The 25,553-nt window shown below is 39.2% G+C and carries 19 protein-coding genes, 2 tRNA genes and 1 pseudogene; 10 read left to right on the top strand and 12 right to left on the bottom strand.

The features are described from left to right. Positions 1 to 447 precede the first annotated feature (447 nt). Positions 448 to 2,760: a hypothetical protein gene (locus BP549_RS15650; protein WP_292382140.1), complete on the bottom strand. Its 2,313-nt coding sequence runs from the start codon at positions 2,758 to 2,760 to the stop codon at positions 448 to 450. Between the two features lie 725 nt (positions 2,761 to 3,485). On the opposite strand from BP549_RS15650, the gene BP549_RS15655 reads away from it, so the two are divergent. After that, positions 3,486 to 4,322 carry a hypothetical protein gene (locus tag BP549_RS15655; protein WP_292382142.1) on the top strand — a complete coding sequence of 279 codons (837 nt, stop codon included), beginning with the start codon at positions 3,486 to 3,488 and terminating at the stop codon, positions 4,320 to 4,322. A 672-nt stretch (positions 4,323 to 4,994) separates the two neighbouring features. Here BP549_RS15655 and BP549_RS15660 read toward each other — a convergent pair. After that, a complete protein-coding gene (locus BP549_RS15660; protein WP_292382143.1) occupies positions 4,995 to 5,729 on the bottom strand; it encodes a hypothetical protein in 735 nt (244 codons plus the stop codon). A gap of 694 nt (positions 5,730 to 6,423) precedes the next feature. On the opposite strand from BP549_RS15660, the gene BP549_RS15665 reads away from it, so the two are divergent. The 4 genes from BP549_RS15665 to BP549_RS15680 all read left to right on the top strand — a co-directional run bounded on the left by BP549_RS15665 (position 6,424) and on the right by BP549_RS15680 (position 9,419). Next, positions 6,424 to 7,725 (top strand): lamin tail domain-containing protein, encoded by a 1,302-nt coding sequence (locus tag BP549_RS15665; RefSeq protein ID WP_292382144.1) that lies wholly within the window; start codon positions 6,424 to 6,426, stop codon positions 7,723 to 7,725. Between the two features lie 2 nt (positions 7,726 to 7,727). After that, complete coding sequence (locus tag BP549_RS15670) at positions 7,728 to 7,958, top strand: DUF3006 domain-containing protein (protein WP_292382145.1); 231 nt, start codon at positions 7,728 to 7,730, stop codon at positions 7,956 to 7,958. Between the two features lie 303 nt (positions 7,959 to 8,261). Beyond that, the gene (locus tag BP549_RS15675; RefSeq protein WP_292372040.1) at positions 8,262 to 8,666 is read left to right on the top strand and encodes a hypothetical protein; all 405 of its coding nucleotides are present in this window, start codon (positions 8,262 to 8,264) and stop codon (positions 8,664 to 8,666) included. A gap of 582 nt (positions 8,667 to 9,248) precedes the next feature. Beyond that, entirely contained in the window at positions 9,249 to 9,419 is a 171-nt protein-coding gene (locus tag BP549_RS15680) for a hypothetical protein (RefSeq protein ID WP_292372042.1), read from the top strand. A gap of 533 nt (positions 9,420 to 9,952) precedes the next feature. Here BP549_RS15680 and BP549_RS15685 read toward each other — a convergent pair. Both BP549_RS15685 and BP549_RS15690 read right to left on the bottom strand, forming a co-directional pair. Then, positions 9,953 to 10,537: a sugar O-acetyltransferase gene (locus BP549_RS15685; RefSeq protein ID WP_292382147.1), complete on the bottom strand. Its 585-nt coding sequence runs from the start codon at positions 10,535 to 10,537 to the stop codon at positions 9,953 to 9,955. A gap of 182 nt (positions 10,538 to 10,719) precedes the next feature. Further along, positions 10,720 to 10,793, bottom strand: a tRNA-Val gene (locus tag BP549_RS15690). Positions 10,794 to 11,105: 312 nt separating this feature from the next. Here BP549_RS15690 and BP549_RS15695 point away from each other — a divergent pair. Next, positions 11,106 to 11,870 carry an A24 family peptidase C-terminal domain-containing protein gene (locus BP549_RS15695; RefSeq protein WP_292382149.1) on the top strand — a complete coding sequence of 255 codons (765 nt, stop codon included), beginning with the start codon at positions 11,106 to 11,108 and terminating at the stop codon, positions 11,868 to 11,870. Between the two features lie 129 nt (positions 11,871 to 11,999). On the opposite strand, the gene BP549_RS15700 is transcribed toward BP549_RS15695, so the two are convergent. The 4 genes from BP549_RS15700 to mutS form a co-directional block, all read right to left on the bottom strand. Further along, on the bottom strand, positions 12,000 to 12,587 hold the full coding sequence (locus BP549_RS15700; RefSeq protein ID WP_292372048.1) for a cobalt-precorrin-7 (C(5))-methyltransferase: 588 nt from the start codon (positions 12,585 to 12,587) through the stop codon (positions 12,000 to 12,002). Positions 12,588 to 12,744: 157 nt separating this feature from the next. After that, a complete protein-coding gene (locus BP549_RS15705) occupies positions 12,745 to 13,764 on the bottom strand; it encodes a cobalt-precorrin-5B (C(1))-methyltransferase (RefSeq protein ID WP_292382150.1) in 1,020 nt (339 codons plus the stop codon). A 649-nt stretch (positions 13,765 to 14,413) separates the two neighbouring features. Next, complete coding sequence (gene mutL, locus BP549_RS15710) at positions 14,414 to 16,498, bottom strand: DNA mismatch repair endonuclease MutL (RefSeq protein ID WP_292382152.1); 2,085 nt, start codon at positions 16,496 to 16,498, stop codon at positions 14,414 to 14,416. Between the two features lie 152 nt (positions 16,499 to 16,650). Further along, a complete protein-coding gene (mutS, locus tag BP549_RS15715) occupies positions 16,651 to 19,353 on the bottom strand; it encodes a DNA mismatch repair protein MutS (protein ID WP_292382154.1) in 2,703 nt (900 codons plus the stop codon). 202 nt (positions 19,354 to 19,555) lie between these two features. Between mutS and BP549_RS15720 the strand changes: the two genes are divergently transcribed. Next, positions 19,556 to 19,804, top strand: coding sequence for a hypothetical protein (locus BP549_RS15720; protein ID WP_292382156.1), 249 nt, complete (start codon positions 19,556 to 19,558; stop codon positions 19,802 to 19,804). Between the two features lie 551 nt (positions 19,805 to 20,355). Here the strand turns inward: BP549_RS15720 and BP549_RS15725 are convergent. From BP549_RS15725 to BP549_RS15740, 4 genes and pseudogenes are all read right to left on the bottom strand, one after another. Then, positions 20,356 to 21,393: pseudogene (locus tag BP549_RS15725) on the bottom strand (erythromycin esterase family protein); the annotation flags it as partial. Positions 21,394 to 21,405: 12 nt separating this feature from the next. Beyond that, entirely contained in the window at positions 21,406 to 21,654 is a 249-nt protein-coding gene (locus BP549_RS15730; RefSeq protein ID WP_292382158.1) for a hypothetical protein, read from the bottom strand. Between the two features lie 403 nt (positions 21,655 to 22,057). Next, positions 22,058 to 22,135 (bottom strand) — tRNA-Pro (locus BP549_RS15735). A gap of 191 nt (positions 22,136 to 22,326) precedes the next feature. Beyond that, positions 22,327 to 22,839, bottom strand: a complete 513-nt coding sequence (locus BP549_RS15740; protein WP_292382163.1) for a CDP-alcohol phosphatidyltransferase family protein — start codon at positions 22,837 to 22,839, stop codon at positions 22,327 to 22,329. Here BP549_RS15740 and BP549_RS15745 point away from each other — a divergent pair. The 3 genes from BP549_RS15745 to BP549_RS15755 form a co-directional block, all read left to right on the top strand. Beyond that, entirely contained in the window at positions 22,721 to 22,996 is a 276-nt protein-coding gene (locus tag BP549_RS15745) for a hypothetical protein (protein ID WP_292382160.1), read from the top strand. The genes BP549_RS15740 and BP549_RS15745 overlap by 119 nt on opposite strands. Before the next feature lie 364 nt (positions 22,997 to 23,360). Next, complete coding sequence (locus BP549_RS15750) at positions 23,361 to 24,509, top strand: (Fe-S)-binding protein (RefSeq protein ID WP_292382162.1); 1,149 nt, start codon at positions 23,361 to 23,363, stop codon at positions 24,507 to 24,509. Between the two features lie 832 nt (positions 24,510 to 25,341). Beyond that, the coding region (locus tag BP549_RS15755) for a B12-binding domain-containing protein (protein ID WP_413788526.1) at positions 25,342 to 25,553 on the top strand (212 nt) is incomplete at its 3' end.

Below are 25,553 nucleotides of genomic sequence, written 5' to 3' on the forward strand. Positions count from 1 at the left end.
TTCCTGCGATGATGAAAACAGGCATAAGGACAATATGAGCGTTCAACCGATAGTATATTCTTAATAATATAATTAAAATAATATTATATTAAAGGTACTCTTTGGATGTTTTACTATACAGATTATATTCTAATTATACAGATTATATTCTAATTATACAGATTATATTCTAATCCTCCAAAGAATCCAAAGGAAAAAACTACAAGGTTTGCGTTCCTATCAGGGTAGCCCTAAAGCCATAGCCTATAAAATAGAAAAGTGGGCTCGCTGAGATTCGAACTCTGGTCCTCCCCGTGTGAAGGCTGAGGGCTACGCGATGTATAAACTGTAATTGACGAGCCAAATGCGCTAGACCTTTCTTTCTCACTAAATGAGGAATCAAATCATCAGAACAAGGTTCCACAAAAAGAAAAATCCAGAATGAGGCGCAGATAATTAATGTGCCTTTTAATGTGCCTTACGAGTTTTTGACAATATGAATCCTGCAATAATTAAGATTAAAACACAGAAATAACTCATATTAGACCCTACATCCGGTACATTACTACTTGGAAATGATACATTAACGCTTTCACATACAGTACCATAAGTTTGAGACTGCGCAGTAATTATCACAGTGTACGTTTTTCCAGGATAATTGGTGACTACAAAAGAGTCAGTTACTACTCCTATAGGGTTACTTACTTTGTCATTAGTACCTGAGATTCCACAGGGTACAAATGTTTTTCCATCACTCATGGTGCCCAATACAAAAATCAGGTTACTGGACTGTGATGAAGAATCATAATAGCTTGCATTAATATAAGCTGCTGTATTGTTTATCTGTTTATATGTGCAATTTGCACTGATCACAGTCTTCATTGCAGGTATTGAAGATGTAGAACTTGCAGGTGTTGAAGATGTTGAAGATGTATCACCTGCAGGTATTGTAATAGTATATTGATCCAGATTAGGTGTCAATTTGCTGGTGTACTTTTTTCCATCTAAAGTAATTGTTACAATTTTATATGTGACTCCTTTAGTCAAATGGAAACTTGCTCTCCCTTCCTTATTTGTCCAGGCACAAAAATTCGGTTTTTCATTACTTGGGTCATTATTTGGCGTATAAATCTGAACTTCACACCCAGGAACCCTCTCGTTTGAACTATTAGAAATATATAACTGTACATAGTGTGGTGCACAATAATCAGGTGCTTCAACCATTTTCAAATTTATTTCCGTGTTTATATCTGTCATATTTATTGGCAATTTAGGACTGTTAAGATAACCTGTTGCTGAAGCAGTTAAACAGTACGTGCCTTTTCCACTATTTACAGTGAATTGGTAAAGCCCATCAACATCAGTAATTTGAGTACAATCCCACGTGTTATTTGATAATGTTATTACAGCACTTTGAACAGGTTGACCTGTAGTTGCATCTGTTAGATATCCAAATACACCAGAACAAACTGTGGCTGATTTTTTACCACTTACTGTGAATAAAATTACAGGGTTGTTGTATACCCATGAATTATGAACATCATCATGTGCACCGATTTTTATAGCAAACGGCCCATTGTGGCTTATTGGTACATTTGCAGATGTTTGTGAAGTGATAAGGCTGTATATTAAGTGAGAAGAATCGAATTTTGATGTACTGTTATATACATTGATAGAATAGCTGGTTGCATTCAAATATGCCCAGCTTATACTTACATATCCGTTAACAGTTGAAATTGTACTGCAATGAGTCGGAAAAGTAACAGAAGGTACTACAGAACCATTGTAAACAGGTAAATTTCTTGTACCATTGTTTGCAACATACCCACAATCTTTTGTACCCTTGGAGCATGAGTAGGAGTTGGTTACAATATTGCCAGTTGGTTTAATATTCATACCATTAATTCCATCATATGCAGGACTGTTATAGAATATATTATTTGAAACAGTACCTCTGCCTGAACAGGCACCATCAGCTGGGTCTTGATAAATCGTATTTAATTGAAGTGTTGAAAACATATTATTACAAATATTAAGGCCTGTTACATTACCCCCCATTACTTCTACACCAGCATTACCAGAACCGGTATCAGTGTAGAAAGTATTCTTGCAAATTTGAACGTTTTTCGTATTATGAATTTTAATGCAAGAATTTATAAAAGTGCCCCAGCAATTATTAAATATTGAAATTCCATCACCGGCTGACCATGCATCAAAACTGTCATGACCAGGCTTGCACACCGTATTATAAACCTGGACGTTGCTGGTATTTTTTTTACAGACAATAAAGTCCCCCATACTATATTGCATTTTTAAGTCATGGATAACTACATTTGAACAGCCAGACAAAAGAACTCCTTTTTCATACTCCCTATACTTGTTTTTTGCTGCATGCATTTTACTTAAAGATCCCCAACCACCGTCAATTAAGAAATTTGAAATTTCAATACCGGAAATACCTTTACATTCAATAATATTTTGAGTTGCAAAATTAGAGCTAGGATTGTCACAATAGATTATTGTCTCACCAATTCCATTTCCGTTAAGAGTTACCCCTGATTTCATGATTATGGGTGAACTTATGTGAAACGTGGTTGATGCAAGCTGTACAGTGTCACCTGAATTCGCTGATTGTATGGCAGCGTTAATAACATTCTGGTCGTCTGAGCCTGTAGGGTGAAAGGAAGTTCCTGGGCCCACATTGATAATTGCACCTGAACAATTTGCGGAAGAAAAACATATAAAAAAAAGTAGAGAGATAAAAAGAATTTTAGTTTTCATACTTATCACTAATCTTTCTATAGTTCTACTCTCTTATATTTTTTATTTCCGCCGGCTTTTTATTATCAAAATTAAAAGACAAGTTTCAAAATAATTTACTATAGTAATTTACGCAAAGAATTACACTTTAAATTGAACTGGCCCATTTCCCAGTCCGAAATATTGTGTTTCTAGTGCATCGATTCCAAATTATGGAAATAAAACTGGAATTCGAAATCAACAATGATCAATGAGTTTCCCATAAAAACTACTGCTGCGATTCCAAAGTATGTTCATAAAACCTTGTTTCTTGATTTGTCTATTGTAGGACTTACGCACTTGAAGTACGAAATCAATAGGAGTAAACTCATAACTTTATAAAATTTAAATTTTAACTATGACAGTTACTGTACTTTATTTTACGTCATAAGTGCGTAAGTCCTATGTTGATTAACGAATTTCCCGCTAAACAAGGGACTTATTTTGGAATCGATGCATAACAGATGGATATGGATAAACACGAATCGAAAACCATCTGTGTTCATCTGTGTTTATCCGTGTTTTATTGAGGATGTATGGAACCGATGCACTAGTTCATGATGAGATTTTAAGTGTAAATAGTTACGTTCAAGACTATAATTCAAAATTGAACTATTACTATAAACGATTTATGATAAGTATACAAAATAAATTTTATTTAAATACAATTAAATACAAAATATTTAATATCATTTATCAGTGGTTCAATGACAGATGAAACTATTTTTTGCACTAAATGTGGTGAAGGAACTTTAGAATTCGAAGATATAAAAGAGTCTCCAAATGGTGGGTACATCAAAACCCGTTATTATTCATGTGGTCACAAGCATGGTAATAAACATGATGAAATTTACATCTCAGCAAAGATTGGAATTAAAGCTGGACTAAAAATGGAGTCCGCAGATAAAAAAGGAAAAGAAATTAAAAAAGAGCCACGGCATGAAATAGTAGACGTATATGATGAAACTTACAGTAAATCTTGCTATAAACACTTCATTAAATATGAATTTCAGATCGTTAAATATGAATCCGGTAAATTTAAACATGTTGATTGTAAAAATTGTAACCAGGTATGGCGACATGAATCTGGGCTTCCAATAAAGAGTTCTTTTTTATTTGAATATGATTCAGAAGCTAAGTATCTAAACAGGTTCAAAATTCAGTGCCCAAAGTGTGGAGCTAAATATGAGGCGAGCAGCGAAAGTGTAGATGGTACAAGTAATCGCAATAAAAAAGAACCTGGACAACATATTGAGTACAGGAGACAAGAAACTGATTACGATAATCCAGGAAAAGCAGTTTTTCAAATTTACTGTAGAAATTTTGTTAAATATGAGTTTCAGGTCACTAGAAATGAATTAGATGAATCTGAACAAGTTATTTGCAAGACATGTGGAAATGAATGGCAATATAATTCTGTGTCTCCTATAGAGAGTCATTTTGCATTCGAACACGATCCAGATGCTGGATATTTAGGTAGTTTAAAAATTGAGTGTCTCAATTGCAATGCAAAATATGAAAGATATAATAAGAACTATAATTAATAATAAGAACTATAATTAATTCAAATATATCAGACATTGTAAAAACAAATATTTCTCATTAATTTCTCATTACAAAAATTGTCATAATTTAACCGTTTTATACAGCACTACTTTGATTTAGCTTTTGTTCGTCAAATGCCCTTTTTGAAGAACATGACAACTGATATGGTACTTATTTCGAGGAAATTAATACTGATCTGTTTAATAATTATGGACTTGCCGGATATCTGGACAGAACAGAATCATGAACATCGTCAAAGACTGCATAAGAACCATTAAAGCCGACTGAAAACAAGATCCTAGCGCAGAACATCTTCAATATCTAATCATAATGCTCAAGCAAAGGAAACTGTCCGGGTTGTTACTTTGAATGCAGCGGATATGCAAAAGAGAATATTATTAATTTAATTTTGAGGCTCTCAAATTAGAATTTTGATTTAAAAACTTATCTCCTTTTTCACTATCCTTGGACGTATCTATTTTCTTAGATTAGATTGCTAATAGGATAGCATAGAACTGGTTGGAGATGAGAATACACATGGGAAATCTTCATAAAAAACGATTGTCAAATTAGATTTGGATTTTTTTAGAGCTAATTTGAGATCCTAATTTTAAAATGGGCTATGAGAAATTAGATTAAAGAATACGAAAAAAATAGTAAAATAATTTGAATTAATTCCCAAGGGAATGTGTATCTATATCTGTTTTTCCTGTTGACGAATAATAATTTCCTACACCCAATGGAGTTCCATATTTCAACGTTGCGACAACTGATACGTCAGCGTTTGTTATTCCTGATTCTTTTGCCACTGATTGAGAAAGTATCACTATGTTGGCTAAATCAGAATCAAGCTCATTTTTAGTGGGACTGACATCAAGGTAATAGTCAACCATTACTAAACCGTCTGACGATGACGATGGATTTGAGGACGGAATAAAACTGACTTCTACTTCATCCGAACTGGAATATTCTTTAATGTATCCAATTAATTCTTCTTTTTTACTTTCAGAAAGCTGCATTGATGTCCCGGATATTTGAGTTTCCTCAGATTCTGGAGTACTCTCTACTTCTGGAGTTTCCTCTTTCTGTTCTTCTAATCTAGCTTTATATTCATCAGAAAGATCAGTGTCTTCTGATTTCTTCGGAGTATTATCATCTTCCTGAACTTTAGCATCTTCAAGTTTCGTAGATTTCTCTTCAGGAGTCGCTTCAGGAGTTTCTACTTCAGCAGAAGTATTTCCAGCTTTGGAAACTGATACTTCAGTTTCGTTTATTGTAGTTGCTTCTACGTAAGTATTTTTGTTTTCAGCAGAATTGTCTCCAGAAAACACAGATATCAGTATGCTAAGCAGGAATAAGTACATGAAGGCTTTACCGACTTTTTTCAAATTTGAATCTTTTTTCATCTTTATCTCACCACAAGAATAATTTTTTTAAAAATAACCAAACTTATTTATATTTAAATTTATCAGATTTTTCTCATCTGACACTTGTATAGGGATTCGAGTCATCATAGGTACTAACGTATGAATTTCTACGTAATTACCTCACGAAATAATCTAAAAGTTATTGCAGTTAAACAACAGGTACTTCTGTAGGTTTTGCTAAGCTTACAATACGACCAGCTTATTCTTTCAAATTTTTCGTCTATTCGGTGAAATCGTCAAGGAATCCGACATTTAAAAAAATTTTATGAGATTTTGAGGGGGGTTCTGGCATTCAGTTTCCAAAAGTGATAAGCCTGGTTATGTGGTTTCTTTGGATGAAGAGATTAACTGTGAACTTGAAGTTATACAACTCGAAGAAAATCTGACCTTGAAGTAAGACTTGACAGCTGGAAAAAAGCTCTATATGCTCTTGAAATCAGAAAATAAGGAAAATAGCCACAATAGTAAAAGTGGGCCCACTGAGATCCAAACTCAAAACCTCAGCTGTATAAAGTCTATTTAGATCTGATGAAGAAAACAAGAATTTCTAAAAATATAAGCTTAAAGCATTTCTTTTTGGTATTAATTTTCATCTTTGTAGCTTTTAAGAACAAAATAAGTTTTAAGAGAGCTCAATGCAAGTTTCTAATATATCTGACGCATTAATATATTTATGAAACCCTCGCAATTTACTACCGTAATCTTCTGCCTGACCCTAATACTCATTGCAACCGGATGTACAGATCAAAAAGAAACTTCTCCAAAAGAAGCTCCTATTGAAACAGCTTCGGAACAAACAACTCCTACAACTACTCAAGATACCATTACTCTATCAGGCCAGAACCTTACCATTCATTTCCTGGACGTTGGTCAAGGAGATTCAATCCTCCTGGAGATTGATGGAAAATCCATGTTAATTGACTCAGGAGAAAGTGACCAGGGAAAAGTTGTCACAGCTTACTTGCAGGACCAGGGAATTTCAACACTGGACTATGTAGTTGCAACCCATCCACATTCTGATCATATCGGCGGGATGAACGAGATTCTTAACAACTTCCAGGTAGAGCATTTTGTTGACAGTGGATACCCTCATACCTCTAAGACTTACGAGAATATGCTGACCACTATTGATCAGAAAAGTATTCCCTTCCAAGTAGCTCAAGCTGGTCAAAAAATCGATTTTGATCCTGCTGTTGATATTGAAGTCTTAAATCCTGCAAAGACATATTCTGAAGATTTGAACGAAAACTCAGTAGTCCTCAAGGTGACTTACGGAACCACTTCATTCTTGCTCATGGGTGATGCAGGCCTTGAAACAGAGGAACGCATCATGAAAGCTGGATATAATGTAGATTCTGACATATTAAAAGTCGGACACCACGCCAGCAGATCTGGTAGTGGAACATCGTTCATTTCAGCTGTAAGTCCTAAAGTAAGTGTTATCGAAGTTGGAGCAGGAAACGACTATGGACATCCTCATGCTGAAATTCTTGAAAAATTACAGAAAGCTTCAAAAGTCTACAGAACAGACTTGGATGGAACAATTACTGTTACAACCGATGGGTCTACTTATACCGTAACAACTGAAAAAACCGGAACGATCTCCAGTAGAAATGAAGCTTACACTTCTACAGATTCAACAACTGAAGAGTCGGAAACTCCAGGTTCTGCAAAATTGACTGTTTATGTAAGCGACCTGAATCTTCAAGATGAATGGGTTCGGATATCGAACACAGGGTCTTCTCCAGTTTCCCTGAACGGCTGGAAAATTGAAGATGAAGGCAATAAACATACCTATACGTTTCAGCCTTACACCCTGAATGCAGGATCTACCGTAACTGTATTTACCGGAAAGGGCATAAACTCAGCTACTGAGTTTTACTGGCAATTAGACAACCCTGTATGGAACAACGATGGTGACGCAGCATATCTCTACGACAATAGTGGAAAGCTGATCTCAAAACTGGAGAGCTGAAGATGGAAAATTTCAAAGTTACTCTTGACCGCATAGAAGAAGGTAATGCAGTGCTGCTTATAAGGGATGACGAGTCAATAAAAATTGACATCCCTCTCTTTTTGTTGCCTGCATGCAGCAAGGAAGGCGATGTTCTGGATATTACCATCACTAAAAATGTGCAAGAGACAGAGAATGCGAAGGAAAGAGTATCAAGCCTGCTTGAGAAGCTTAAGAGTAAGAATCAAGGATGATTGAAGGCAGGAAAAGAATAAACATGACTTTTTTGCTTGTCACTTTAAGTAGCAATTCTATTTATTTTCCCCATCCTTTTTTGCAATGAGCTCATACCAAACCAATCTTGTTTCTCATTTCAGTAAGAATTTCAAGGCAATTTTCATAATCTGAAACCCAACTGGTATTAAAATTTGGGATTCAGAGGCTCAATTTGAGTTTTAGAATAGGCTCTATAACAACCATTTGAGATCAAATACTTTCAGTTAGCTCGGATATTCCTTTTAAATATTGCATGAGTGATGATTTCTGAGGATGGTTAAGTGGATACATCAGAGAAATACATCAAAATGTGCGAATCAGCAAAGGAAATTCAAAGAAAATGGGTTTTCCAATCCGGGGATTTTGTTTATAATCCTGCTTCTGAAGAAGTTGAGGTTTTACTCTATCCCGGAAATAATTCAATTAATTATTTCTGGCTACCGAGACAAGACCAACTGCAAAAAATATGCATTGAATTCTTTATGCAGGAACTGAGGGTATCGGAATTCGAAGCATTTTTAAAATTTTTAGAATGGTATTCTGGACGCCTTAGATATACTTTCGAACATGGACTCAAGAATGTGAACGGTTTCATCGACTCGGGCGAAGAACTTCTCTTAAATCGTGCAATGATAATGATGCATCGTAAAAAATGGGATGGGAAGTCGTGGGTTAAGGCAATTTAAGGATATATTAGCAAGAGTGCAAAATTATGTGATTTTAACAGCTATAATTTAGCTTTAAAAGTTTCTCATGGCGGTATTATAGAGCTGATCCCAAAACTCAAAAACTACTTCTTTGAATCTTGTTTTGAAAGGAACAGTCGAACTATTGATTAGGAAAATAGTTATGGACACCTCACAATATGGGAGTAAAATGGTTCTTGGGATAGGTTCGTTAGGAATTTTCATTAATTTAGAATTAGTCCAAGAATATATCAAAAAAGAAAACATATAATCCATTGAAACGGGGAATGGGACGGGGGTAAAGCTATATTTAACAAAATACCATGTAAATTAATAAAAAAACCGAAAGTCATTTTTGAAGATATAATACATAATGTTGAGCCTTATGCTTGGATTTACGTAGAGTTAATTATACTCATTGGCTCCATTCCAGTTTTCACAACGATTTTTGATCACGATAATTTTAAGTATGTAGGAATAGGTTCAGGAATTTTGACGATATTTGTGCTTATTCCCTATTTTAGTCTACTAGCATTAAAATATATATTAGATTTTATAGGATTGTATAACAAAATAATTAACATGAAAATTGCAGAATGTCCAGAGAATAGTGGGATAATAAAGACAAGTAAGAGTTTGATTGAAAATATTAGAGATGCTATTGCTTTTATTCTAGGAGTTATGATTTGTATATCGATGCTTGTTCTTTTTGCAGAGATGATATATTTTGATGTGCCTTATGAACCAGCATAATCACAATTACAAGATTTTGTAAAATAGCTAATCCCTACCAATTTAAAAATATTCAATAACTAATGTCAAAAAAATTATTTTCCAAAAATCTCTTTTATTACGAGCCTATCCCAAAACTCAAAATTACTTATCTGAATTTGAGTTCGTAAAATTAATGAATTTTCCGATCATGAAAAATAGTTCTGAAATTCTTATCGGTTCGAAGATAATTTTGAGTTTTGGGATAGGCTCATACACAAAACCCATCGAAAACTTAACTGCAAAATTTTTATGCTCGATGAATTCAGTTATTCCGGAATTCACAAATCAGATAAAGAAAGATGAACACGGTATAAATTATATGGGAGCAGAAATCCTTCTTAATCAAAGGATTTTGCACTTTTTGGCAATAGAGTGAATGATCCTTAACTATAAGATTCGAACTCAGAACCCTCGCCGCGTTAAGGCTTTATAGAGACAGAAAGGAAAATATTCTGTATATTACTATTGTCAGAAATATAAAGGAAACAAAGCCAGATTCACAAAAACAAGGATTAGAACTTCTTATCTCCATCAATAATCTCACGAATAACTCTGCAAGGATTCCCAAAGGCAACAACGCCAGGCGGAATATCTTTTGTCACAACACTTCCAGCGCCGATAACAGCATTATCTCCGATAGTTATTCCAGGCAGTACAACAACATTACCGCCTATCCATACATTGCTCCCGACTTTAATTGGATAAGCATACTCCAGTCCTGTGTTGCGGCGTTCTGCATCAAGTGGATGTCCGGCTGTATAGAAGCCGCAGTTTGGAGCGATCATCACATTATCACCAAAAACAACCTTTGCTGCGTCAAGGATGATACAGTTGTGATTTGCATAGAAATTGCTGCCTATCTCGATGTTGTAACCGTAGTCGCACATAAATGGCGGCTCAATAAGAAAAGAGCCTCTGGTTTTACCAAAAAGTTTCTGAATTAAAGCTGTCCTTTCCCCAATTTTTGTTGGATGAAGCTGATTATATTCGTAGCAAAGTGCTTTACAATAAGCTCGCTCATCGATCAGCTCTTTATCATAGTATGCATTATATAATAAACCTCGAGATGCTTTTTCTTTTTCAGTCATTTCAGTCATTGCTGTTTTCCTCCCTAGTAAGATAGTAAACCTGTTTATTTAATTGCTCTTGAAGAAGGGATTAACTGTGAACTTAAAGTTACACAATTTGAAGAAAAAGCTGATCTTGAAGAATGAATTGAAGCATTAGAAAAGAGGCTCTCTACACTCTTGGGATCTGAAAATAAGAATATAAAAGAGAGTGGGCCCGCTGAGATTCGAACTCAGGACCTCCGCCGTGTGAAGGCGACGTCATAACCGTCTAGACCACGAGCCCTGGATTGAAATTGAAAATTAAAAGGATTAAGCACCATAAAATAGAACTTCTTATGTATAAGCTTATCGCTCGTTAACGATGGTAGTGGCTGCTCCGACGCGTAATGAAATTCTTATTATATTTACTTGGAACTGGATTTCAGTTTTTTCTGCCTTTTTATCAATTCTGTTCATACCTTTTTCATTCTACTAAGATTATCATAGGGAGCGAAGTAATCAGTTGTTCTGCAGAAGATTTTCAACTACATAATCAATAAAGTAGATAAGTAATAAATTTATATAACTGTAAAACTAGTTTCGTTGCAGAGTTGAAATGATAGAAATCCTCAAAATCCTGTTCAGCATGCCCTTTTTATTGTACTCTTGTTATTCGGACCTTAATTCCCGCAGGGTCTCAAACAAGGTCTGGAAATACATGCTTGCAGCCGGGTCTGTGTTCATTTCTTACGGAGTGTTTACCGACGGGACTTACTATCTTAAACCTCTCCTGTTTTCAGGAGTTCTTGTTTTCGCTGTAGTTTATATCCTTTTTCAGCTCGGAGCTTTCGGGGGTGGAGATGCAAAAGGACTGATAGCGCTTTCCATCCTTTTTCCTTCTTATCCAGTCTTTAGCTTTTCAGGAAAAATATATCCCCTGCTTGGGATTCCGCCTGTAGGACTTTTTACATTTACGGTACTGGGAAATGCTCTTCTCTTGACAACGCTTGTTCCTCTAGGGATGTTCTGCTATAACGTTCTACATTTTTCGCCTGAAATGACCAAAAATCCACTTTACATGTTCATAGGATACAGAACTAATGTTTCTTCCCTGAAATATAAAAAACACCTTGGCCTGCTTGAAAAATTTGAGCTTGATGAAAGTGGAAGACTCAAAAAGAAATTTTCCCTTATAGGCCTCAACTTCGATGCAGATCAAAAACCGGAGCTTGATGAGTATCTGAAAAAAGGTTTGATTGAGAAAGATATATGGGTTACTCTCGGATTACCATTCATGCTTTCAATTACAGCAGGATTTATTACTGCCGTCGTTTTTGGGGATTTGATCTTTTATGTAGTCATGCGCCTCATGGTAAGTTAAATCAAGAACTGAACTTCAATGCTTTCATTGTTCCAGCCCGCACGTTAGAAATTACAGGCTCTGCCAAAACTAACGGTTTTACTAGATTTAGCCTACCTATCGGCGACACTCTGTTTGCTTTTCAGAGAATTACCTTTTTTGTACGACAAGCAGCCCATAAAGAATTGTTTCCGGAACTGGCGGGTTTTCAGGCGTGCCTTTTGCAATCCTTTCTTCAGGATAACCGAGGTTTTCGCAGGTATAAAGTTCAGCTTCAATACCCATTTCTTTCAGGATTTCTGCGACCTCAAACGAGCCAAAGGCCTCTTCCGGCAGCAGGAAGATATTTCTTCCGTTATTTAACTCTCGGACTAACTCAGCTCTTGCAGGTTCCGAGTCCCTGCCATGGGCTGTGATTGCGCAGAGGTTGGTCAGGTTTACTTTAGTACGTGCACACGCCACCTGCATTGAGGAAATCCCCGGAATGATTGTGTCCTTCTCCCCTGCGAATTTTCCTAACCCTGAAAACATGGGATCACCTGTGGACAGGACGACTGCATCTGGTGGCAGAAGGTGAAGAGACTTATAGTCTTTAATCGGTTTAGCTTCACATGTTATATATCCCTGGGCAATTTCAAGGGCTCTTTTTGCACCATAAACCACAGAGGCTTTCCTTATAGCCTTTATTCCTTCTTCCGTAAGCATTCCAGGCCCAACTCCAACTCCTACCACAATCATTTTTCTTCCCCTTTATCTGACTAGTTTTCAAGTATAATATTTCATATTCCAGCTTAATTATCTGATTTTCAGCTTAATTACCTGGTATTCAGCTTTTAATTATATGATTTTCAGATTAATTATCCGATTTTTAGTATAATTATCTATTCTTATTAGCTCAAATCTCACTTTTGCTGTCCATCAGGACCGAACCATCTCTGTCGATCACTATGATTCTTGCACCTTTTCCTTTCTCGACTGCCATCTCGAAAGCTTCTTTAAGGCGTACGTGTTCAGGCGCTTTTTTAAGCATTTCAACAACAGTTGCATACCCGCTGCCTTCAAGCATTTCAGGGTTTCCCCATTTAAGGACAAGGCCGGGAAGCCCACAGATAATTATATCGCCTGAGGCGTAATCAAGCCCTTCCGAGATCCTGCTTCCAACCATAACGACTGTATAATCAGGGAAAAGCATATGGGAGTAGCGCATTCCGACCCTGCCTGTAGTCAGAACTACCTTATCTGTGCAGCGGATCAGATCTCCTTTCATCTCTCCCAGATGGTCGTTCCAGGGCTCAACAAATCCCGTGCTTCCAAGTACCGAAATTCCGCCTTCAACGCCGATCCTGCTATTCAGAGTCTCTTTTCCGATTCTCTCCCCTTCCGGAATTGAGATTGTAACCTCAGCTCCTTTCAGGCCCAGTTCTTCTACGGCTTCCTGCACTGCGGCCTTTATCTGTTCCATTGGTTTCGGGTTAATTGCCGGCTGATTTTTCGGAACCTGCAGCCCATCCCTTCTGACAATTCCTATGCCTTTTCCTCCGAGAATTCGGATTCCCTCAGCTTCCCTTGCTTCTCCTACAAATTCAAGCCCCCGGGTAATATCGGATTCATGGTCATTTAGAATCTTTTTCACAACTGCACGCCCCTGTGAAGCTTCGCTGACCTCAAGCTGGGCTCTCAATCCCACAGGAGTCGGGACGGACACGCTATCAACCGTTTTCTTAAGAGAAAGGACTGCGGCTTTTGCAGCTGCACTTGCTGTGGTTCCTGTAGTGTACCCTCGTTTGAGGACAGATCCGTCACTCAGAACCACAATCATCCCGGATGCTACTTTTGTTTCAAGTTCTTCCCTGGGCAGCCCGGTGCGGGCAATCCATTCATCAGGAATCTTGAAATTGTTAACAGGATCTATCATGGAAGAATACTCGGAGGTTTTTTATTATAAATGTATTGACGTGAAAATCTAAAAAGTATCCAATTGATTCTCGGGATACCCCTTGCCATATTTCCTGGTTTTTCTTACTTTATGATGAAAATAACTGACGCCAAAAGAACAGATAGAATAGAAAAGGGGTAATAGAAAAGAGGTGGCATCATTCCAGGAGTGGGGGTTTGTTTTTCGGAAATGGGGTTTTATCCTGGATTATGGAACGATTGGGGAGTCGTTCCTTATTGGGGGTTTGGGTTGGTGTGTGAAAAATAGCCTTGGGAATGATGCCTTTTTCAAATGCCAGCACTCGCCTGGCACACTACTACATCTTAAGTTATATTATATAAATGTATAGGAAACTAAGAATGATCCTTAATGGAGAAACGTTAATTGACTATGGACATGTTAGCTATATCTCCATAATATCTCAATAGAATCTTCATATTTAGATCTCCCTACTATGTTTTTTAACCTCATTGAAACAAGTTTGGAGTACAATTCGTTTTACTCTAAAATAATTGGGAGAAATAAGGAAGGCAGTAATGAACCCTATTTAGGAAATCCGAGTAAAAATAAATATTAAGAGAAAAAGGGGAAAAAATTGGATAGAATTTTTCCCAGACTGTAGCCCTTTTTACTGGATTCTTGCAAACATGCGGTCCAGTTCTCCTTTTGTAAATGTGATCACTGTGGGCCTGCCATGAGGACAGGAGTAGGGATTTTCAGCCTTTTTAAGCTGCTCTATTAGATCTTCCATCTGTCTGGGGCTGCAAGCTGCTCCTCCTTTAATCGCAGCCCTGCATGCAAGAGTCTTGCAGACCTTTTCCGAAATTCCGGTATCTTTTTTAACTTTTCCTGAAGCTAAAAGATCCGAAACTACATCATGGATAACCTCGGGATCCTCAAGCCGCCCGAAAACCTCAGGCACGAAGGTGACTACGTATGTATTATTCCCGAATTCGGAAATTCCGAAACCACAATCTTCCAGATAAGGAATGTATTCTTCCATAAGCACTTTCTCTTTAGGAGTAAGGTCTATGGTTACAGGTGTGATCAGCTCCTGCACCCTGGATTTTTTCATTTTCAAAACCTGCTCGTAAAGAATTCTCTCGTGGGCAGCGTGCTGGTCGATAAGCACAAGGTCTTCTCCTCTTTCGGCAAGGATGTACAGCTTCGAGACCTGCCCTATAATCCGCAGGTTTTCAAAAGGATCAGTATTCGGTTTTTGTTTTATCCTTTGCCTCTTTTCGGCATCGATATCCTCAGATTCCTTCTCCTCTGAACCTGCTTTTTGAATTTCAGTCTCTTGAATACCTGTTATTTTCTTTTTACCTTCTCCTTCTTTCTCCCTTTCCTGCTTGATTTTATTATCCAGTTTTTTATCATCTGAAATTTCCTGCGCTCCTCCCTCTGCGGTAAAGTCCAGAAGACGCTCTGACCTTTTTAGCCTTCTCTCAGTGTCTTTTACCGGATAAACGTATGTCTCGGCCTTATCCCTAAGAACCTTGCCACTTTCAGGAAGGAAGGTTTTCTCCAGGATCCTGGTTTCCTTTCCAGCCTCCGTGCTTCTAAAAGTTTCCGCAGCTTCGGAGACCTGCAATCTACCTGAAGAACCTGAAACTGAAGGATCTGAAACCTCAAAGGTTTTCTGAAAAGCTCGGTCTCTTTTTTCCCGGATTTCAGGGGCCAGAGCATTCTCGGAGAGTACTTTTTCTATCGCAAATGTGACCGCATCTCCAAGCTCTTTCTCCCGGCTGAAACGCACTTCGGCTTTGCGGGGGTGCACATTAACGTCCACTTCCCCGGGATCAACAATAAGAGAAAGCACTGCCACAGGATAACGTTCTTTTGGAATTTTTGTATAATATCCTTCGCGAATAGCTTTATTGATGGCTCTTGAAACTACCGGACGAGTATTTACAAACAGGAAAAGCTGGTCGCTTTCTCTTCGTGTGATTTCAGGCTTTGAGATGTATCCCCAGATTTCAAAATCTTCTGTCCTGTATTCCAGGGGAAGCATTGAACGAGCCGTATCTGGTCCCAGAAGATTTACAATGCTTTTAAAAGGTTCACTTGAGCCTGCGTTTCTTATGACTGGCTTTCCTTCACTGAGCAGAGTAAAGGAAATCTCCGGATTTGCCAGGGCAAGATGCATTACCGTATCAGTAATATGGGCAAGCTCGGTACGGTCGCTTTTAAGGTATTTCTGCCTTGCCGGGGTATTGTAAAACAAATCTTTTACGTGTACAGATGTGCCTGGAGCCGTGCCTGCATCCGAAGTTTCGAGAACTTTTCCCCCATGGATCACTATCCTAGTGCCTGTGATTTCTTCTGGAGGCCGGGTAAGGATCTCAACCTTTGAAACAGCTGTGATAGACGAAAGAGCCTCTCCCCTGAACCCCATTGTAGAAATAGTATTGAGATCTTCAATTCGAGTGAGCTTGCTCGTTGCATGCTTTTTGTATGCAAGCAGGACATCCTCTCTGCCCATCCCGCATCCATTGTCCCGGACAAGAATTGAACGTTTTCCGCCTTTTTCGACTTCAATTCGGATATCCGTAGCTCCTGAATCGATTGAGTTGTCTATCAGCTCTTTTACTACGGACGCAGGGCGCTCGATTACCTCTCCTGCTGCGATTTTGTTTATCGTATCCTTATCAAGAATCCGAATTTTATTTCCCTTAGCTTTTTCTTTCGCTTCAAGATGTTCTTCCATCATTCCTTTAACTCCATCCGGACCAGAAAATTTTCATTGGATATCCTTTAATCAACCTTTAATTGACCTTTAACTAACCTTTAATTAACCTTTAATCAACCTTTGATCAACCTTTGATCCATCGATTAATTTACCCTTAGTCAACCGTAGTCCAGTTAATCAAGCAGCCTTTTTAGCTCATGGAGCTTGTTTAGGGCTTCTATTGGCGTCATCTCTTCCACATTCAATTTTCTCAGGGCGGCTTCTACAGGGCCGGACCTGTTCACCTCTGCCGAATTTCCGCCACTGTTCCCTGGGTCAAAAAGCATCATCTGGGTATAACGTGCTGTAGCTTTGCTTTTTCTCTTTTTCCCGTTACTACCGTCTTCAGCCTCTTCGAGCACATTTTCTCTTTCGAGTTCCCTAAGAATCTCATTTGCCCTTTCGATTACCTTTTCTGGGACGCCCGCAAGCCTTGCAACCTGGATTCCGTAACTCCTGTCTGTTGCACCTGGTACGATTTTTCGCAGAAATACTAGCTCATGACCTTCTTCCTTTACTGCGATATGATAATTTTTGACTCTTTTCAATTTTTCTTCAAGGGCTGTGAGCTGGTGGTAATGAGTTGCAAATAAAGCCCTTACTCCAGTTCTTCCCCTGTTATGCAAAAATTCCACAACAGCTTTTGCAATGCTGTACCCGTCATAGGTACTTGTACCTCTCCCTATCTCATCAAGAAGCACAAGGCTTCTGGGACTTGCATTGTTCAGGATGTTTGCAAGCTCAACCATTTCTACCATAAAGGTGCTCTGCCCGCTTGCAAGGTCGTCAAATGCCCCAATTCTTGTAAAGACCTGGTCAATAATCCCTATTGAAGCATAGGATGCAGGAACAAAAGAGCCTACCTGAGCCATAATAGCTATAAGGGCAGTCTGCCGCATGTAGGTGGACTTTCCTGCCATGTTTGGACCTGTTACCAGCAAAAACTGGTTTTCCTTGCAATCCATTTCAGTATCGTTCGGCACAAAACCGCCATGTACGGTATTTTCAACTACAGGATGCCTCCCGTCCCGTATAAGGATCTTGCAGTCGTCCGTAAGCTGGGGCCTGATATAATTGTTATTTTCTGCTACTTCAGCCAGGTCTGCAAGCACATCGAGCGCGCCTATTCTTTCAGCGGTTTCCTGAAGTTCTCTTGAATGAACTGAAAGTGTCTGCACGATTTCTGTAAAAATTTCATATTCGAGAGCTATAGCTTTTTCATTGGCTGTCAGGATAAGGCTCTCTTTTTCCTTAAGTTCAGGGGTAAAAAAGCGCTCGGCATTTGCCATGGTTTGCTTTCTGATATAGTCGTCAGGCACCTGACTACTGTTAGCATTGGTTACCTCTATGTAATACCCAAAAACCTTATTATATCCCACTTTCAGGGACTTTATGCCGCTTCTTTCTCTTTCTTTCTGCTGAAAATTTGCAATCCACTGCCTGCTGTTGCTTGCAATATCCTTGAGTTCATCAAGTTCCTCACTGTATCCCGACTTTATCATGCCTCCTTCCCTAACCGATACAGGAGGCTCATCAACTATTGCCCGAGCTATCATTTTGGCGAGATTTTCAAGTTCGGAAAACGATGCAAGCCCGATTGCAACATCCTTTAAAAGTTCGGATTCGACATTATCCATAAGGGAATCCCGGACAGGAGGTAGAGCTTCAAGGGATTTTTTCAGGGCTACGAGGTCTCTTGCATTTGAATTTCCATATACTACCCTGCCTACGAGGCGTTCTATATCCCTGACCTCTGAAAGCCAGTTCCTGAGGTCGTAGCGGAGGAGAGTCTTTTCTGCCAGTTCTTCAACCGCATCAAGTCGATGGTTGATTTTTTCTACAGAAAGTAGAGGTTTCAAAAGCCATTTTTTCAGAGTACGGCTTCCCATCGGCGTTTTCGTGCTGTTCAAAATGCGATAGAGTGAGTTTTCGTCCCCTTCATCTCGCACATTTTTCACGATTTCGAGATTCCGCAGGGTTACGGAATCAAGGATCATAAATTCGGAATTAGAGTAAGTTCTCAGGGTATTGATATGAGTAAGCTCCCGCATCTGTGTGGTCTGTGCGTATTCCAGGGCAGCCCAGGCCGAATATACTGCAAAATCTAGATTTTCACATCCCATACCTTCAAGGGTTGCAACCCTGAAATGGGTTTTTAACCTTTCTCCGGCTTCCTTTGCTCCTGAAATGTCAGGGGCAAACTCCTGAACAATAGTCTGAGCTCTCAATCGCTCGGTAAGGTCTGGATTCCCATACATAGAGGGAGGAAGGATACATTCGGAAGGCCGCATGCGAGCAAGCTCGCTTAGAAGCTTTTCAGAACTTTCTGAGTCCCGAAACTGTGTTGTAAGAAATTCCCCTGTGGAAATATCGAGAAAGGATACTCCAATTTCTATTTCTTTTTCTGCATTCTTTCCGGACTTTCCTATTTCTCGTCCTGCAACTGCCATAAGGTAATTGTTTGAAGCATCTGAAAACATTGAAGAGTCAATTGCAGTGCCGGGCGTAACCACCCTGACAACCCCTCGTTTTACGACTCCCTTTGCCTTTTTCGGGTCTTCAAGCTGTTCGCAAATTGCCACTTTATACCCTTTATTTATGAGCCTTGGAAGATAGGTGTCAATTGCATGATAGGGTATTCCTGCAAGCGGCATTCTTTCTCCTGATTTGTCCTTGCCCCGGGCTGTAAGCGTGATCTCGAGTTCTCTTGCAATCGTTTTTGCGTCTTCCCCGAAAGATTCGTAGAAGTCTCCCATGCGGAAAAAGATCAGGGTGTCAGGATATGCCTGCTTGGCTTCGTAGTACTGGCGCATTGCAGGGGTCATCATTTCAGTCATTTTTTACTCACTGTAAGCCTTAAATCGCATTCTGTATAAAATTCGGAATTTATCTGAAATTCCGTTTTTTCTCAGGATTCCTTAGATAGTGCTAATATCCAATCAGGATTCTCCAATATTGGCTGATATCTTTAGCTACTGGTTAATAGATACTATATCTTTATTAAAATCATCCTTCTTATATATATTTAACAATTCGATATTGCAAGCCGTTTCGAAGGAGGAAATTGTTCTGGATAAAGAAAAATTCATTGAAGTTTGCCCTGTTTGCGGAAACGCAGATTTATATTATGAAGCTGGCGGGTATGGAGGTGCGGTTTACCATTGCAAGGAATGCGGGTACGTAGGAGCTTTTGTTATTGAAGCTAATGAGGAAATGATCGAAGAAATCCGGGAAAAATACAGGCGTGAAAAAGTTAGTGAAAGTAATAAAAGTAGCGGAAGAGAATGAAGTGAGTGGGACATATAGAATCAATATTATTTTTGAGTTACTAATTTACCACATATTTAAGGAAGCAGTACACCTCGGTATTAAAAGAAAATGTTAAAGTTATTATAAGAAAGTTTTGATACAGTGTTTTGATACAGTGTGTTGAATGTGATATAACAGTCACAGATAAAATTATCTATATAGCTATTTCTCTTTTGATTCCTCTTTTACGAACCAATAAATCATAAATTGAGGATAAAAGTGCCACATTTATACAAGTGAGATATATACCGCCAAAGAAATTTTCATAATCAACTGAATAAATTGATGATACCAGATGCCATAAACAAAAAAATCAAACAAAAAGTCGGGAAAATTACAAGAAAAATTGCAAAAACTGCAAGAAATAAAAATTAAAGTACGTGATCAACTGGGAAAAAATGTAATAACTGAGGCAGGTCTAAGTCTAATTATAGTTAACACCAGTCTCCTCAATTTCAGTTCATATACTCTTATACTGGGCTCTTGTAAGACACCAGCTGCTGACGTACAAAGATTCCTTTATCCCACGATTACAGCTGTGGTCCACCACGGGAGTATGACGTTGAATTAAGGACAGCCAGCCAGTCGAAATCAGTGAAGCTTTGAGGAGTCAATGCAAAGTAGGTTTGATTCTTCATGCTGCCGGAGCGGATTGGAAGCAAGTCGATTTCCGAGGCTGGAAGCCCTTGACCTTTGTGAGCTGGAATGAACCGTACAGGCCCTGGTACAGCAGTCAGCCGCGCCTCAAGAGTACCAGCTTCGGGTTGGCCGATACCATTGGCCTCAGAAACTCCCACAGCTGTTCCGATGAAGGCATAACGTGAGCCGAGCATCTCATTGAGTTGCGCTCCTGCTGGCCACCAGATAAGTAAATCAGCACCTAATTGCCATTGCGTCTTTCCACGCTGCAGGTGGCTGTTGTGAGCGAAGACCAGAACTTTTCCTCTACCACGCTCGCGGGATACAGTATATGCCAGATTATCTGCCATTACTAGGTCACGGATGCCGAGGCCTTTGACAAGCCTTTCACCAGGTTTAGCAGAAGTCTGCGCCAGCACCGCATGATAGTTCAGCAACTGCTTGGACATCATTGCATATTGCATAGCCTCCAAATGACGGCCCTCATCACTCTTAGCCACAAATTCGGGACGGCGTAAGCGCAGTTCCATGATGAGATCTTCCACCTCAATCCGGAGTGACGTTGCAGCGGGTGATAGACCTATTGACTTCGTCGGGTCCATCATTGCAGCAGGGTTCTCCCAATCGGAGTCCTGGCCAAGAAGTGCATCGATACGTTCACGATACTCCTGGCCGCTGGCACTATCAATCGAGGAGAGGTAATCGAGAACAAAATCCAGGACTTGGCGTGGGCTATCGCTAAAGGTCATCTCTGTTGGACTATCAAAGCCATAGAAGTTGACTTTGACATGATGGGAAGGATCTGCATTGTAGCTTCGTATCCACTCTACAAGTTCTCGATTCGCTTCAAGCCGGCCGAAGCCGTGGCTAAATCCGGTGTATTTAATATCCTCATACGATGTTGGTCCGCGACCGGCCACGTAATCATTTACTAAACGTGCTCAGGGAAAACTGCTTTCAATTGCGATGGCACTGTAGCCATGTGTCTCCACTAAACACTGGAAAAACCGGTTGCGAAGCATAAGAATATCTTCGCCGCCGTGGAGTGCTTCTCCAAAGCCAAGCAACTCCACTGAGTCGTCAAGTGAGGCGATGATCCTGTCAATGGAAGCATAGAAAGTTTTGGACGAATCGACAGAGAAAGGAATTGCTTCGTGTCGAATCCAATCGTCAAGTGTGGCATTCATCATGGTAGTAGGACCAGTCTCTCAATTTATTTATGTCTACGGCACTTATTTCACTAGATTTTCCCTTGCCCTATATCATTGTTCTTATGGAGACTTAATAGGTACAACTCAATTAGTTCTCCACTCCAGCCAAACAAAGCATATAAGCTGGTTTTTCGGGGTTTGTGTTTCTCTTTGAGCTTCATTACCCCCCTCTTTACATTTTTTACAAATAACGACTGTCGTTTGTTTGAAATACTTTGTAATAAAGCGATATTTTTGCATTGACTAGGTAGGCTGTGGTCATAAATCCAATAAAAGACAGAAGTATCTTAAAAATAGAACTAAGAATTGAAAAGTGGATAGAATCGGAAATAATGTACAATAATATACAAAAAATTGTCAAAATAGAACAGGAATAAAATTTTGGTGGGGCCGCTGAGATTTGGACTCAGGTCGCAAGACCCCCAGCCTTGCAGGATGGACCAGGCTACCCTACGGCCCCGCAGAGTAAGTTGTACTTTCTCAATGGCAAATCTCTTTCTCTATTTGCCATCGTCAACTATTGTAATCAAATATGTAGTATAAATGAGTATCGGTAGAAGAAAGGAGAGAAGCTCTCTTTATTGTATATTTTAACTGTAATCCAGTAATGTAGGGTTCGGATTATCTGGCTTCTTAACAGGATAGGATCTGTTACGGTTTTTGGAAATCGGATTCTGAAGGCTTACTCAATATACTTTTTGCCCGAAGCACGCGCTGGATAATGGTTATATGGGAAAATACAGCTACAAGTACGAGAGCCCAGCCCAAAAAACCTGAAATCCCACCCAGAGCTAGGATAATCATTCTTTCCGTGCGTTCAGCAATTCCGACTGACAGTTTCCTGCAACCTGCCGACTCCGCGCGGGCACGGGTGTAGCTTACCAGGAAGGAGCCAATAAGGGCAAAACCTGCCCAGAGCCAGCCTTCAATTTGCACAATAGGGGAAAGGACAAGCCTACCATTAACTGCACCAGCTATTATCCCTAGGAACATCAGACCATCAGAGTAGCGGTCGCAAACTGAATCAAGCACGCCTCCGAAAGGCGTGATTCGTCCTTTTGCCCTTGCAACTCCCCCGTCGAGAATATCAAAGAAACCACTAAAAAGGATAAGAAATCCCCCCGCAAAAGGTTTCCCCAGCGAAAATGCTGCCCCTGCGGCGATACTTACGACAAAACCCAGTAACGTGAGGGTATTCGGAGATAAGGGAATCAGGCGGGCAATAGGAATTATCAGCTTTCTTGCACTGTTTTTGAGTTCGTTGAAGATTTTTAACCCCTTCCTTTTAATGGCTGCATGTATAGCTACTTATATATTATGATAGTATAATTGAACATTAGCTTATCTTTTTTGGGAAAAATCCTATCCATAATTCTAATTTACTGTTAAGGGCTTCTCTAAAGTTCCGGGACAGTTCTCAGGACAGAATGTAAACAGGGACAATAAAAGAATTTCTGTCAAAAAGAGAATTTTTAATGATATGCTACTGATTTTAAAAATATTACAGCGATTTATGATCAAGAAAGAACTTATAAAATTTCATATTAAAAAGAGACTTTTAAGGATTTTCTGAAAAAGAAAGTTTTAAAGATTCCCATTAAAAATACCTATTAAAGCCTGTTAAAGATGTGCCTGTTAAAGAGAGAATAAATCACACGAGTTTAAAATGATATGGAGTTGAAAAAATGGAATTGGTAGAAAAACATAAGTCAAGTTGTACGGAATGCGGACAATGCCTTGAAGTCTGTCCTCGATACAACGACTTAGGTTTGCTTGAAAGACTGTACGAGTATCTGGAAGGGCATTCGGATATCGATGACGACTCTTTGCTGCGCTGCCTGACCTGTGGGCTTTGTAAGGATGCCTGTCCCGAAGGACTGGGAATTAAAATGCTTATTTCTCCTGCCAGGCAGAAATGGGTAAGTGAACACGGACTTACCGACAGGCAGAAAATGGTAGACCCTGAAGCTGAAAATAACCTTTTTAAGAAGATTGCCGAGCTGGACGAAACTCCTGTGTATGAGGAACGTTCAGGCTCAGTAGTTTATTTTCCTGGATGTGCAGGCACTTATATCAACAAGATAATGGCACAAGCCACGGTTGCACTGCTGGATAAAGCCGCAGTCGACTATACTGTCATGAGTGGAGTTGAATACTGCTGTGGAGCCGTATCCGCGGGTTCTGGAGATCCGGGGCCTATCCGTAGAAACGGACAAAGGAATATTGAAGAAATACGGAAAAGAGGAGCCAAAACTCTTATTACAGCCTGCCCAGGGTGTTTCAAGGCATTTAAAGATATCTACCCAAAAATGTTTGGGAAACTTGATTTTCAAGTGTTACACGTTTCGCAGTACCTCGAACTTCTTATAAGGGAAGGAAAACTTGCTCCTGAGGTTGTTCTCAAGCATAAGGTCTTTTATCATGACCCCTGCCATCTGACCAGAGTAATGGGAGTATATCGAGAAGCAAGAGAAGTGCTTAAACATATCCGGGGCACCGAACTTGCCAATGAAACTCCGGAAAACTCAGCATGCTGTGGCTTTGGAGGCGGAGTAAGGGTTAATTACCCGTCTGAATCCTTGGATGTGGCTTCTGATCGATATAGGGCTGCCGAAAAACTGGGTTGTGACACAATTATCACGAACTGCGGGGGCTGCATGCAGAATCTTATTGAAGCCGGAAAGAATGAAAGAATAGAAGTTTTTGACCTTGCAGAATACCTTTCCCTCGCCTGCGGAATAAAAATAGAGAGGGAAGATTCCAGAATGCTGGAGCTTGTCAATAAAGCTTACAGACTATGTATATTAGGGTACGGTAAATCAGATTGCTTATAATCGGACTTTGTAGTCCACATATCTATTTCGATTTTATTTTTTTTAAGGCTATCAGAAATCTAATCTGGAGATTTCTAGCCCGAAAAAAGAGGGGATATATAAAGTTTTTCCTTTTTTGGAGTTTTTCGATTGTGCAGTGAAAAACTGTTAAAAAATAAGATGTCAGTTCTCGAAAAAAAGAGAGTTTCAGATTTTTTTCGCGATATATATAAATAAAGATAGAGTTCAAAAGTTAATCAAAAACAGTAAGTATCAACATACTAGCATAGAGAAAGTTTGGAGATGAACGGAATTCCAAGGATTCATTTTCGATTGAGTTTTCATCTGCTTTCAATATATATAAAGAACGTTCTTTTAACAGATTCATGAATTTTTATAAAAACCCGTTTTGGATATCTAATATTTATATTTTTTGATTATTTTATTTTGTTTTCTTCCTTAATATACTTATAAAACCAGTTTTACCGAAAAGTATATATTCAACCCCTATTTTCGTTTTAGATTTTTTAATAAAATATATATATGAGAAAAAAGAACCTCTATACTGGAGACATCTGAAAGATGGGTAATCAGAATGGATTAAAATGGCACAAAAAATAATCCCTCTGCTAAAACACTCATGAACCCCAGTCAGCGTAATCATGAAGTCTTCATGGTTTCATTGTCTCGCTTGAGGTGGTCATGGCTTCCCACCATGATGATCGTGAGTTTCTTCCTGTAAGTCATTGCTTCACCAAGAAGCGTGAGCTTACAGCCTGAATGTTCACATATAATCGTGACAATTACAGGAGAGACGTCTCTATAGTTCGAAAACTAAAACGGAGGATGCAACATTAGCAAAGAAGAATTGCTTCAGGAACTTGCAGACGCTATGATTTCCTGCAAGAAGGATACAGTACTTGCTGCAGTTGAAAAAGCTAAAGGAGAACTGGAACCTTCCGAAATAATTGAAAAAGGACTTGCAGCAGGCATGAACGAGGTTGGTGTCCTTTTTGAGAGAGGGAAACTGTTCCTGCCACACGTTATGATGGCTGCCGATGCAAT

The organism is Methanosarcina sp. UBA289, assembly GCA_002496565.1.
Classification (GTDB): Archaea; Halobacteriota; Methanosarcinia; order Methanosarcinales; family Methanosarcinaceae; genus Methanosarcina.

Bases quoted from the DNA above. Each gene is read 5' to 3' on its own strand.
- BP549_RS15650 (WP_292382140.1), bottom strand. From the start codon at position 2,760: ATGAAAACTAAAATTCTTTTTATCTCTCTACTTTTTTTTATATGTTTT.
- BP549_RS15655 (WP_292382142.1), top strand. From the start codon at position 3,486: ATGACAGATGAAACTATTTTTTGCACTAAATGTGGTGAAGGAACTTTA.
- BP549_RS15660 (WP_292382143.1), bottom strand. From the start codon at position 5,729: ATGAAAAAAGATTCAAATTTGAAAAAAGTCGGTAAAGCCTTCATGTAC.
- BP549_RS15665 (WP_292382144.1), top strand. From the start codon at position 6,424: ATGAAACCCTCGCAATTTACTACCGTAATCTTCTGCCTGACCCTAATA.
- BP549_RS15670 (WP_292382145.1), top strand. From the start codon at position 7,728: ATGGAAAATTTCAAAGTTACTCTTGACCGCATAGAAGAAGGTAATGCA.
- BP549_RS15680 (WP_292372042.1), top strand. From the start codon at position 9,249: ATGAAAATTGCAGAATGTCCAGAGAATAGTGGGATAATAAAGACAAGT.
- BP549_RS15685 (WP_292382147.1), bottom strand. From the start codon at position 10,537: ATGACTGAAATGACTGAAAAAGAAAAAGCATCTCGAGGTTTATTATAT.
- BP549_RS15695 (WP_292382149.1), top strand. From the start codon at position 11,106: ATGATAGAAATCCTCAAAATCCTGTTCAGCATGCCCTTTTTATTGTAC.
- BP549_RS15700 (WP_292372048.1), bottom strand. From the start codon at position 12,587: ATGATTGTGGTAGGAGTTGGAGTTGGGCCTGGAATGCTTACGGAAGAA.
- BP549_RS15705 (WP_292382150.1), bottom strand. From the start codon at position 13,764: ATGATAGATCCTGTTAACAATTTCAAGATTCCTGATGAATGGATTGCC.
- mutL (WP_292382152.1), bottom strand. From the start codon at position 16,498: ATGATGGAAGAACATCTTGAAGCGAAAGAAAAAGCTAAGGGAAATAAA.
- mutS (WP_292382154.1), bottom strand. From the start codon at position 19,353: ATGACTGAAATGATGACCCCTGCAATGCGCCAGTACTACGAAGCCAAG.
- BP549_RS15730 (WP_292382158.1), bottom strand. From the start codon at position 21,654: ATGATGAATGCCACACTTGACGATTGGATTCGACACGAAGCAATTCCT.
- BP549_RS15750 (WP_292382162.1), top strand. From the start codon at position 23,361: ATGGAATTGGTAGAAAAACATAAGTCAAGTTGTACGGAATGCGGACAA.